The organism is Muriicola marianensis, assembly GCF_014638095.1.
GTDB lineage: Bacteria > Bacteroidota > Bacteroidia > Flavobacteriales > Flavobacteriaceae > Muriicola > Muriicola marianensis.
Genome location: NZ_BMFH01000001.1, coordinates 1,249,227 through 1,261,121 on the forward strand (window position 1 = coordinate 1,249,227; position 11,895 = coordinate 1,261,121).

An 11,895-nucleotide genomic window follows, 5' to 3' on the forward strand; every position below is an offset into this window, starting at 1 on the left:
GCCTCCACTAGCCTCCAAATCCGAGGCTGATGCCCCGGAGAATTCTACCGTAACACTATCATCATCGGTAATGGTATAGGTAGTGGTGGTCTGTGCACCTAAACTCGCATCCCCCGTAGGTGCACTTAAGGTTAATCCAATCGTCTCACTGGGATTCTCCACTATTGCATCATCCACAATCGATAAGGTCGGGATCGCGATCTCCGTGCCCGCTGTCCCATCATAGGTCCCCGCCGGGATATTAACCACCTGAGGAGAAGTAAAACTGTAATCCGTGCCCCCTCCGGTAGCCGTACCGCCCGTGGCCGTCACCGTCACCGTAGTGGCCGCCGTGACCGTTCCGGTAACATACAACGTTGGAAGATTACCTCCACTGGCCTCCAGATCCGAGGCCGTAGCGATTGAGAACTCCACCGTCACACTGTCATCATTGAGAATAGTACCTATACCTGTGTCGTCTGTGATCGCACCCTGATCGGTATTAGTCAAAACCACGGAAAGTGTTTCATCCGGTTCAACTTTTAAATCAGAATTGGTAACAACTGTGATAGTCGTCGACAAGGACAATGCGGGAAGAATGACCTGGGAATCATTATCTACATAATCTGAATCTGCAACAGTCGCGGATCCGTCATTTGTTATGTAATCTATCGTCGTATCAGAAACAAAAGCTAATGAAGTTGAGACTGTAAAAACGAGATTCCCTCCTTCTGACACAGAAACATCATCTATTGTGATATTCTGGCCAAGGACAGCGCTACTGACAAACAAAATTGAAAAGGTAAGGAAGCCCGAGGACCGAATTGACTTGACCAGATTACTTGCCCAGTGAAATAATGAATTTCTTTTCATATACAATCCCAAACAGGTAATGTATTTGCACTTTCATCGACAAACAACACTCCAAAAAAAGGGAATCAATAATAAGAAAAATACATCCCCTACACTAATAAAAAGGCCATATTAACCTTTTTTCAGTTATACGGTGTGTATTCTCAGATATAAGCTGGTTTTAACCTTCCGGGAGCTCTGCAGAAGAAGCGACTGCATTGGGGTCGATCTTTTTCACCAGCCCCTGCAATACCTTGCCCGGGCCAACCTCGGTAAAATCAGAGGCACCGTCTGCGATCATCTGCTTCACGCTCTGTGTCCAGCGTACCGGTGCCGTGAGCTGGGCGATCAGGTTCTTCTGGATTTCGGAAGCCTTTTTTACTGCTGCAGCAGTTACATTCTGGTAGATCGGGCAGGCTGGTTCCGCGAAGCTCGTACTTTCTATAGCCGCAGCCAATTCTTCCCTGGCGGGTTCCATCATCGGCGAATGGAAGGCCCCACCTACCGGCAACACCAGTGCTCTTCTCGCTCCGGCTTCCTTTAGTTTTTCGCAGGCTTTTTCCACGGCACTGATCTCTCCGGAGATCACAAGCTGGCCGGGACAATTGTAGTTGGCGGGTACCACTACCCCTTCGATAGAAGCACAGATCTTTTCCACTACCTCATCTTCCAGCCCTAAAACTGCGGCCATGGTACTCGGGGTCTTTTCACAGGCCTTTTGCATGGCCATCGCACGTTTTGATACGAGGGTAAGCCCATCCTCGAATTTGAGGGCGCCGTTTGCAACCAGGGCAGAAAATTCTCCCAGGGAATGACCGGCCACCATGTCGGGCCGAAAACCATCGCCCAGGACCCTGCTGAGAATGACAGAATGTAAAAATATCGCCGGCTGGGTTACCTTGGTCTCCTTCAACTGGTCTGCCGTGCCTTCGAACATGATATCTGTGATCGCAAAGCCTAAAATGTCATTGGCTTCCTCGAATAATTCCTGTGCCTGTGGGTACTTCTCATACAGGTCGAGCCCCATCCCACTAAACTGTGCCCCCTGCCCGGGGAATACGTATGCTTTCATCCTCGATCGAGTTTAATTTGAATTCAAAAATAAGTATTTCAGGTCGATCCTATTCCGGTTCCTTAAACCAACTGGCATATTTCACGTAGGAATTCGCGATCCTTCGGATCTCTCCTTCACTTAGATCCTTGTTCACCTCCTTGATCTTCCTGGCCGGCATGCCGGCATATACGCTACCCGGAGGAACTATCGTTCCCTTGGTCAGCACAGCCCCAGCTGCGATAATGCTATTGGATCCCACCACACAATCGTCCATAATGATACTGCCCATCCCGATCAGTACATCATCCTCGATTGTACAACCGTGGACAATAGCATTATGCCCTATGGATACGTTATTGCCAATGTTCGTTGGGGCCTTCTGATAGGTACAGTGAATAACGGCTCCATCCTGTACATTCACCCTGTTACCCATCCGAATATAATGTACATCACCCCGAACCACAGCGTTGAACCAGACGCTGCATTCATCTCCCATCACCACATCCCCAACAACTGTCGCATTTTCAGCAAAAAAACAGTCCTTTCCGAATTCGGGCGACTTACCATTAACCGCTTTGATGATCATAACTTCACTTTGAATTTTATGTCGAATCGGGCAAACCGATTCATTCGTAATGCGAAAGTAATATCTTTTTCCTGGAAGCAGAGACCGTGAGTTCCTTTCCATTGGAAAGAATTACACTGCCCCCTTTACCTTTTTTATATCTGACCACCTCGTTGATATTTACCAGAAACGACTTGTGAATTCGAACAAAGGGGAAATCAGAAAGAGCGTCCTCGAAATACTTAAGTGTCTTGCTTACCAGAAGTTTCCTCCCTGCCAGATAGATCTCCGTGTAATTATCATCGGCCTTGCAAAACAGTATTTCCGACACATCCAGCACCTGGAATCCGTCCTGCTGAGGCAAGGTGATTTTACCCTCTACCTTCGGCGTCATGGAGGTGAGTACCCGATCCTTTAACGTTTCTTCCCGCCTGATGACTTCTTCTACATAGGTCACAGCCCTGATCAATTCGTCTATATCGATAGGCTTCATAAGGTAATAGGCCGCATGCTGGTTGAGGGCGTCCATGGCGTATTGGTTGTAGGCGGTCACAAATACGGTCTCAAAATTTCTGTCCGGCAGTGCCTCCAGCAGGTCAAAGGCATTGCCGAAAGGCATTTCAACATCGAGAAAAACTAACTGCGGATTTACCTTCCGGATAACCTCTACCCCTTCCGCAACCGTACCAGCCTCGCCTGAGACGGCTACCTGAGCACAATATTGTGAGAGATAATTCCGGAGGATTTCCCTGCTGGTCTGCTCGTCGTCGATTATGACTGCTTTCAGTTTCATCTTCCTTTACCTAAGTTAAGTACTACACGGGTACCGGTTCCATTTTGTTCCAGATCCTCTACAATGACCTCAATCCTGGTCTTATACATATCATTGAGGATGGCTATACGCTCCTTTATATTGCGCATGGCTGTGGATCGCTGCCTTTTTTGGTGGTCTGTCTTTAATTCCGCGGACTTCTTCCTGCCTATGCCATTGTCCTCTATACAGATCTCCAGGGTATCGGTATCCTTTTTACTGACCTTCATGAAAAGTAAACCTTTATCCTCTCTGTATCGAAGTCCGTGCCAAACCGCATTTTCCAGATAAGGTTGCAGGAGCATTGGAGGAATTGTGTAGGCTTCCCTGTCTATGGATTTGTCTACCTCCACCTTGTATTCAAATTTGTCCGGGAAACGGGAATGTTCCAGTTTTAAGTATAATTCGAGCAACTCGAGCTCCTTGCTTAAAGAGATAAAGTCCTTTTCGGAATTCTCGAGGACGGTCCGCATCAGCTTAGAGAAATCACTCAGGTATCTGTTAGCACTCCTTTCATCACGGTTAGATATGAAATTGTTTACCGAATTCAGGGCATTGAATATAAAGTGAGGATTCATTTGAGACCTAAGTGTCTTAAGGGCCAGGAGGTTGTTCGCCAATTTCTGTTTCTGATTGCTGCGATAGAAGAAAAATGCCGTGAGTGACATCAGGAACATCCCGAACAAAAGGGAATAAATGATCCAAAGTTGCCGCTTATTGCTCTCTTCCGTAAGGCGTTGTTCTGCCAGTGCCAGATCGTATCTGCTTTGTGACAGTTCCCTCTCCTGCTCCAGGCCTGTGATCCGGTTCTGGATTGAGGCAATTTCCCGGTTCAGTTGAGTCGCTCTTGAGATCTCCTGTTCTTTTCTCAAATACAGGGTGTCAACCACCGCCACGTATTTCTGATAGGTCTCCAGCGCCTTGGTAAAATCCCCTTGCTTGCGATACACTTCAGACAGGCTCCGGGTAGCCTCTTTTTGAACCACGAGGTCCTCTTCCAGATCTGCCTCTGCAATACTCCGCTCTAAAAAGGGAATTGCCTGCGCATACTGGTCCTGAGCTATATAGGCATTTGCGATCTTATAGTTAATGCCTTGCCTTGTGACAGAATCAGCGTTCACTGCCATTCCCATCTCCGGTTTTGATGGTTTTGGGATGGCCTCCAGATCTTTCAGGCTACTTTTGCGAAGCTGGATCTCGTCCTCATACCGGCTTCTCTTATTCAGGAAATCTGCCACCTTTTCCTTTTCTTTCACCGCTCTTTGAGGGGCCTGTTTCTCTGCCTCCTTCAGTGAATTATCGTAGTAGGCACCTGCTTCTTCCATTCGATTTACACTGGCATAGGTATCCGCGATTTTGGAATTCAGATCCGGGATCTTTGGGGTGACCTGATTTTTTGTAGCTATGGTCAGGCCTTCCCGGTAATAGGCCAGGGCCTTGTTCACCTCCCCTAACCCGGCCTGGGCTTCTCCCAGGGCTTCAAAGATCTCTACCCTGTTATAAGGGGCTAAGGTCTTGTTATCCTCCAATGGTGAAAGAATTGCGACAGCCTCCCCCCACTGACGGTTTCGGACATAGGTCTTCCCCAACGAAAGGGAAGTCATATCACTGTATCGGGTATCAAGAGCCTCCTTGTAATTGGCAATTGCCAGGTCAAATTGCCCGTAGAATGTATATACCTCCGCCAGGAGCACAAGGGATTCAGCCAGTTCCTTCCTGTTCTCCCGTGCGTCAAGTTCAGAAATGGAGCGGGAAATATAGTCTATGCTCTTACGGATGTCGGTCGTCTTAAATGTCCTTGCAGAGTCTAAATATGCCCAGTGCCGACTTACCCTGACCTCCACATCTGCCACGTTGCTGACAGGGCTCTTGTCCTGCGTTCTCCCGAAGGTGGTCATGAGCAGGGCAAAACCGATCAAAATACATTTGTACGAATTGCGTATCATCAAGTAAACTTAGTCCATTTACCCCGATTTGAAAAACGGTCTCTACCGTGTTTTATCCAAAATATCAATGAATTACAGGCTTTTACTAGGCGAGAGGACTCATTCCCTCAACCAGAAGTTGCCTTCCCTCATTTCCGTTTTTTATTGAAGTTTTTCCGGTCTACTTTTCACCTGAAACAAATCCAAAAATGATGAAGACGATGAAAAAAATTGCACTAAAATCAATGGTATTCCTGGCCCTGATGTTCATGGGAACAGGTCTTGCTTCCACAACACATAAGGAAGACAAAACGAAGCCTGAGCACCCCACCGTAAGGATCGCTCTGCTGTTGGATACCAGTAACAGTATGGACGGCCTCATCAACCAGGCCAAATCACAGCTCTGGGATATCGTAAACCAGTTCACGTATGCAAAATGCGGAAATGAAGGACGTCCCAGGCTGAAGATCGCCCTTTACCAATACGGCAACAATGACCTTGCACCTGAGGAAGGTTATATTCAGCAGGTCCTGGGATTTAGCTCTGATCTGGACGAAATATCCGCTAAACTTTTCTCTTTGACCACCAACGGAGGTGAGGAATACTGCGGACAGGTGATCCATCGATCCATGAAGCAATTAGACTGGGGGAAAAATCCCGATGACCTGAAAATGATCTTTATCGCCGGTAATGAACCCTTTACTCAGGGCAGGAAGGATTTCAGGGAAGCCGTTTTAAATGCGAAGGAAAGCGACGTCATCGTCAATACTATTTTTTGCGGGACGTATACCCTGGGGATCAATACCCACTGGCAGGAAGGCGCACGTTTGGGAGGGGGAGAATATATGGCCATAGATCACAACAGGCAGGTTGTACACGAAAAAACCCCTTATGATGAGATCATCATCAAATTGAACAAAAGGCTTAATAATACCTATGTCTCTTACGGCAGCAAGGGGGCGGATCGAATGGCCGTACAGGCACAGCAAGACGCAGAGGCGATGGAGTTACAGGAAGCGGTAGCCGTCAAACGGGCCGTTAGCAAGAGTTCCGCCTATTACAACAATTCAGGATGGGACCTGGTTGATGCATCTTCCCGGGAAGATTTTGATCTGGACGGAGTGCGTAAGGAAACGCTACCTGAAACGCTGAGGGGAAAGTCGGATCGTGAAATAAAGGCATATCTGGATGAAAAAAGAGAGGAACGCAGGAAAATCCAGGCAGAGATCCAACAGACCAACCTTAAGAGAGAAACTTATTTAAAGGATCTCCAAAAGAATGAAGCGGGAGAACTGGAAAAGGCGATCCTAGAGGCAATCAAAAAACAAGCTTCGAAAAAGAACCTGTATTGGGAGTAAGGAAAAGGAGTATTGGAAAAGGACTTCGGGATGATACCAGGAGTCCTTTTTTAATTCGCAGCAGGGCAGAAACAGTCGTACCTGTTCTGCCTTTCCGGACCGAAATCATACCCGAGAGTGATCTGGTGGAAACCGCCGTTATCGAAACGAATATCCCCATTCTGGTAGGAATAATTATAAGAGAACATAAAGCGGTTGTAGTTCAGTCCGATGATAGGCGTAAAAAGCTGAAGCCGTTGCTCCCCAAACTGACCGTTGGCCTGGTATTGAGCCCCGTCAAAACTGCGGCGATAGGAAAGTCCGGCCCATACCGTTCCGAAGGATACATCCCTGTACACCTTCGCATTGATATCTACGGTTTCCTCCTCTGTAAATTCTGTTAACTGGAAAAGAACGGAAGGTTCGACCCTCCAGTCGCCCTTTCCGAAAATATAGCCCACAGAGAATAAATATCTTCTCAAATTGTCGAATTCAATAGCCGTATAGAGGTCCCGACCTGTACCCAGTGCATTGAGAAGGGTGGCATGGGCATAGAATTCCATGTAGTTGTAAGACATCCCGAAATCGACATTGAAATACCCCACGCTGTTCCTGGCTCCACTGATAATTGGATCCGGGATCACGGACCTGAATTCCGTTTCATCCAGACTGCTCAATATAAATCCGGCGCTGAGACCAAAAGACAGCTGGTTGAGTAGTCTGATATCCTCACCAAATTGCAAATGGTGAGCGTAGGTCGCCTTTAATCCGGTTTGAGAATGGTAGCCGTTGGCATCGTTAAACAGGATGGCCCCTACCCCACTGGGAGTTTCACCTATTCGGTAATTCACACTTAATGTCTGTAGATTTGGTGCCTCATCAACGTTGAACCATTGCTTTCGGGCTGTAAGCCTGATCTTACCTCCGGGACCGATCCCCGCCATGGAGGGGTGCACTAGGTAATAATTGTCTGAGAGATAATCAAAATAAACCGGAATTCCCTCCTGCGCCTGGACAGCACCGAGATAACTCAGGGAAGCGAGCAAAAATAAAAGGATTTTTCTCATCTAGGATGGAACAAGGTGATTGGCCGGGTGTTCAAATATAAAGTATAACGGTTCAATACAGACATTATTATATCTTCTCCAGCCCGAAAAATGGTTGTATTTTTGCATAAAATAAGGACTATGAAAGAGTATGTCATTACGGTGAAGGAAACAAATAACAAGGCCATCCTGAAATTCGAGGCCAACCACTTCCTTACAACCCAGTCTAATTACGAATTCAAGAACATCGATGAGGCTAAGGCCTCTCCCCTTGCCCAGCAATTGTTTTACCTGCCTTTTATCAAGACAGTCTACATTTCGGGCAACTTTATAGCCCTGGAGCGATATGACATTGTGGAGTGGGATGATGTAAGGGATGAAGTGGCGCAACAATTGGTGGAATATTTGAATTCCGGTGCCCCCGTGATCATTGAGGATACACCAAAGGCCAGTGTTCCTGTAACCCTGTACGCCGAGGTGACACCCAACCCTGCGGTCATGAAATTTGTAGCCAACAAGAAGCTGGTACCCGCTTCTTTTGAATTCAAGAATATAGACGAGGCCAAAGACTCAGAACTGGCCCGGGCCCTCTTCCATTTGCCCTTTGTAAAAGAGGTATTCATGGATGAGAATTACATATCAGTGACCAAATTTGAGATGGCAGACTGGAATGAGATCACCATGGAACTCCGTGAGATGATCAGAAACCATATTGCCCAAGGAAAAGAGATCGTTTCAGACAAGGCTGAAAGTACCGTTCATAAAAATGCTGAAAAAAATGGTGCTCCCCTGGCAGAAGATGAGACTTCCCTTCAGATCATACAGATCCTTGAAGAATATGTAAAACCGGCGGTGGCCAGCGACGGTGGAAATATCCTTTTCCAGTCCTATGATGAAAAGGACCGCACCGTCAATGTTATCCTTCAGGGGGCATGCAGCGGATGTCCATCCTCTACCTTTACCCTGAAAAATGGGATAGAAACCATGTTGAAGAACATGCTGGGTGATAAGGTGAACGAAGTGGTTGCCATTAATGGTTAATAGGCTCCTGTTTATTTGTATTTGTCTCAATTTCTTTCGACCTTTAAAAGAACCATAAAATCAATACAACATGGCAATTTTAAAAGTTATAGAAGTGCTTGCAAATTCCAGTAAAAGCTGGGAAGAGGCAACCCAAAACGCAGTAGAACAGGCGTCCAAAACCGTTAAGAATATCCGCTCTGTCTATGTGCAGGAACAAAGCGCGACCGTAAAAGGTGGAAAGGTCGATGATTACAGGGTCAATGTGAAGATCACATTCGAAGTCAGCTAAAAAATCAACGCATACGAAAAGCACCTTTGAGGGTGCTTTTTTTTTGCCGAAAAACCATTGCAGCCTTGAGCAAATCTCAAAAACATACCAACTCCCTGATCCATGAGACAAGTCCGTATCTCCTGCAGCATGCTCACAATCCGGTAGACTGGTGCGCATGGAGCACAGAGACCCTGGAAAGAGCTGAAAAGGAAGACAAACTCCTACTGGTAAGCATAGGGTATGCAGCTTGTCACTGGTGTCATGTAATGGAACACGAGTGCTTTGAGGACGAGGATGTTGCCAGGGTTATGAACCAGCACTTTATCAATATAAAGATCGATAGGGAAGAGAGGCCGGACATCGACCATATTTACATGGATGCTCTGCAGATGATGACGGGAAGCGGAGGCTGGCCGCTCAACGTCGTCACCTTGCCGGACGGGCGTCCTTTCTGGGGGGCTACTTACGTGAAAAAGGAGCAATGGATCAAGGTACTCGAACAGCTCTCCCAGTTATACAAAAAGGACAAAGCCCGGGTGCTCGAATACGCAGACCAACTCACTCAGGGCCTAAGGTCCATCAACCTCATCCCTTCCCCGGAAAAAGATGAACCCATTGACCTGGAAGAACTAAAGTCTGCTGTCAAAAATTGGTCCCAATATTTCGACACTTTCCTGGGGGGTTACCGTAGAGCCCCAAAATTCATGATGCCTGTGAATCTGGATTTCCTCCTGCATTACGGCAAGCTCACAGGAGATTCCGAGATCGAAGACTATGTACACACCACCTTGAGACGGATGGCTTACGGCGGGGTATACGACCATATCGGAGGGGGTTTCTCCCGTTATGCGGTCGATGTAAAATGGCATGTGCCTCATTTTGAAAAAATGCTATATGACAACGCCCAGCTGATCTCCCTGTACGCCAAAGCCTATGCAGCCACAGGGGAAACCTTGTACAAAAATGTGGTTGAAGAATCCATAGCCTTTGTATGCCGGGAACTGAGATCGCCAGGGGGTGGGTTCTATTCCTCCCTGGATGCGGATAGCCTGGACACGAAGGGAGTTCTGAAAGAAGGTGCTTTTTATGTTTGGAAGGAGGAAGAACTTAGGGAATTACTCAAAGGAGATTTCCCCCTCTTCGCGGATTATTACAACATCAATGATTACGGACTTTGGGAAGAGGATCTCTACGTGCTTATCCGCGATGCTTCCAGGGAAGAGGTTGCAAATAAACACGGACTGACGAAGGAGATGCTAGACCAAAGAATCCATGCCTGTAAAGAAATACTCTTGGCAAAGCGTGAGTCCCGATCGAGACCCAGGCTGGACGACAAGATCCTCACCTCATGGAATGCCCTGATGGTCAAAGCCCTAGTCGAAGCTTCCCGTTACCTGGATAACGACACCTACCTCAACATGGCAATGGAGACCACTGAATTTATGGAACGTAGCATTGTCAGTGAAGATGGGAGCCTGTATCACAATCACAAGGAAGGGAAAAGTACCATTGCCGGGTTTTTGGAAGACTATGCCCTCCTCATAGATGGTTACATACATCTATACGAAGTGACCTTCACAGAACATTGGATACACAGGGCCCGGGAGCTTACAGACCACTGCCTGGACCATTTCCTGAATCCGGCGGGAGATCTCTTCTTTTTCACTTCAGATAAGGAAGCGGTGACGGTCAGGAGATCGGTGGAAACGGCTGACAATGTCATCCCCGCTTCCAATTCGGTCATGGCAACCAACCTGTACAGACTTTCCCTCCTTTTCCCAGACCGGAACTATGATGAAACTGCCAGCCGGATGCTCAGGACCATGAGGGAGAGCATCCTGGAAAACCCTAACAGCCATGCGCACTGGATGCATCTGCCCCTTTATAACTCGTATTCCTTTAGGGAAGTAGTTATCACCGGGGAGTCGGCTAATGATTACCGAAAGTCTTTGCAGCACCATTATCTTCCGAATACCCTCTTCGCAGGGGCTGTTCAGAAGGGGTCTCTGAGTTTGCTCCGCGACCGAATCCAAAAGGACAAAACCCTGGTCTATATCTGTGAAGCCGGTGCCTGCAAGCTGCCGGTTTCCTCTCCCGAAGAGGCCCTTGTACAGCTTCAGGCCGGGGGCTGACTTAACAAGACTTTATAGTTCCTGATTTGATATTGGGCCTTATTTTTGTTTGTTTTGCACAAAAACAGACCCATATGGCATCATTTTCAGAATATACAGAATATCTAGATCAGGGAATGAACTGGGTGATGGAGATCATTCCAAATCTCATCACCGCAGCTATCATTCTGGTTGTTGGTTGGTGGATCGTAAAGTTTATCAACAGAATGGTCCGCCGTTTTTTCCAGAAGAAGGACTACGACCAGGCGCTGGAGACTTTTCTGCAAAGTTTTATCAGTATTGCCCTGAAACTCCTGCTGTTTGTCCTGGTGATCACTCAGCTCGGTGTAAAATCTTCTTCCCTGGTCGCCCTGGTGGGTGCCGCAGGTCTTGCCGTCGGTCTGGCACTGCAGGGATCCCTTTCCAATTTTGCCGGTGGCGTTCTCATCCTGATCTTTAAACCTTTTAAAGTAGGGGATTTTATCTCTGCACAGGGGGTTGACGGGACGGTAAAGGAAATCACCATTTTCACCACTAAACTGAATACATTCGGGAATCAGCTTGCCATTCTTCCCAACGGGCAGTTGTCTAACAACAACATCATAAACTACAATGCTGAAGATACCCGAAGGGATAAGATCGACATCGGAATTGGTTATTCCTCCAACATTAAAAAGGCCAAGGACATTCTTCTTGAGATATGCTCGGAACACAGTGGAATTTTAAAAGATCCCGCGCCAGTAGTTTTTGTAGGGGAACTCGCCGACAGCTCGGTAAACCTGACACTCAGATTCTGGGCTAAGAACGAGGATTTCTGGGCAGCCCATTTTCACGTCATAGAAGAAACCAAGTTGAGGTTTGACAAGGCCGGCATTGAAATCCCGTTCCCACAGCTCGACGTGCATCAGAAAGCCTAAATGT

The 11,895-nt window shown here is 47.3% G+C and carries 11 protein-coding genes; 5 read left to right on the forward strand and 6 right to left on the reverse strand.

The window, feature by feature from the left end:
- The 5 genes from IEV19_RS05725 to IEV19_RS05745 form a co-directional block, all read right to left on the reverse strand.
- The coding region (locus tag IEV19_RS05725; protein WP_229732494.1) for a Calx-beta domain-containing protein at positions 1-771 on the reverse strand (771 nt) is incomplete at its 3' end.
- 241 nt (positions 772-1,012) lie between these two features.
- Entirely contained in the window at positions 1,013-1,903 is an 891-nt protein-coding gene (gene fabD, locus IEV19_RS05730; protein ID WP_188369709.1) for an ACP S-malonyltransferase, read from the reverse strand.
- 49 nt (positions 1,904-1,952) lie between these two features.
- Entirely contained in the window at positions 1,953-2,471 is a 519-nt protein-coding gene (locus tag IEV19_RS05735) for a gamma carbonic anhydrase family protein (protein ID WP_188369710.1), read from the reverse strand.
- A gap of 40 nt (positions 2,472-2,511) precedes the next feature.
- Positions 2,512-3,243, reverse strand: a complete 732-nt coding sequence (locus IEV19_RS05740) for a LytR/AlgR family response regulator transcription factor (RefSeq protein WP_188369711.1) — start codon at positions 3,241-3,243, stop codon at positions 2,512-2,514.
- The gene (locus IEV19_RS05745) at positions 3,240-5,207 is read right to left on the reverse strand and encodes a tetratricopeptide repeat-containing sensor histidine kinase (protein ID WP_188369712.1); all 1,968 of its coding nucleotides are present in this window, start codon (positions 5,205-5,207) and stop codon (positions 3,240-3,242) included. Before IEV19_RS05745 ends, IEV19_RS05740 begins: the two co-directional genes overlap by 4 nt.
- 200 nt (positions 5,208-5,407) lie before the next feature.
- Here IEV19_RS05745 and IEV19_RS05750 point away from each other — a divergent pair, with 200 nt between their 5' ends.
- Positions 5,408-6,544 (forward strand): vWA domain-containing protein, encoded by a 1,137-nt coding sequence (locus tag IEV19_RS05750; protein ID WP_229732495.1) that lies wholly within the window; start codon positions 5,408-5,410, stop codon positions 6,542-6,544.
- Between the two features lie 50 nt (positions 6,545-6,594).
- Here IEV19_RS05750 and IEV19_RS05755 read toward each other — a convergent pair whose 3' ends face one another.
- Positions 6,595-7,590 carry a PorP/SprF family type IX secretion system membrane protein gene (locus tag IEV19_RS05755; protein WP_188369714.1) on the reverse strand — a complete coding sequence of 332 codons (996 nt, stop codon included), beginning with the start codon at positions 7,588-7,590 and terminating at the stop codon, positions 6,595-6,597.
- A gap of 120 nt (positions 7,591-7,710) precedes the next feature.
- On the opposite strand from IEV19_RS05755, the gene IEV19_RS05760 reads away from it, so the two are divergent.
- The 4 genes from IEV19_RS05760 to IEV19_RS05775 all read left to right on the forward strand — a co-directional run bounded on the left by IEV19_RS05760 (position 7,711) and on the right by IEV19_RS05775 (position 11,891).
- Entirely contained in the window at positions 7,711-8,610 is a 900-nt protein-coding gene (locus IEV19_RS05760) for a NifU family protein (RefSeq protein WP_188369715.1), read from the forward strand.
- A gap of 70 nt (positions 8,611-8,680) precedes the next feature.
- The gene (locus IEV19_RS05765) at positions 8,681-8,881 is read left to right on the forward strand and encodes a dodecin family protein (RefSeq protein WP_188369716.1); all 201 of its coding nucleotides are present in this window, start codon (positions 8,681-8,683) and stop codon (positions 8,879-8,881) included.
- Positions 8,882-8,946: 65 nt separating this feature from the next.
- Positions 8,947-10,995 carry a thioredoxin domain-containing protein gene (locus IEV19_RS05770; protein WP_229732496.1) on the forward strand — a complete coding sequence of 683 codons (2,049 nt, stop codon included), beginning with the start codon at positions 8,947-8,949 and terminating at the stop codon, positions 10,993-10,995.
- Between the two features lie 74 nt (positions 10,996-11,069).
- Positions 11,070-11,891: a mechanosensitive ion channel family protein gene (locus tag IEV19_RS05775; RefSeq protein ID WP_188369718.1), complete on the forward strand. Its 822-nt coding sequence runs from the start codon at positions 11,070-11,072 to the stop codon at positions 11,889-11,891.
- Positions 11,892-11,895: the final 4 nt, after the last annotated feature.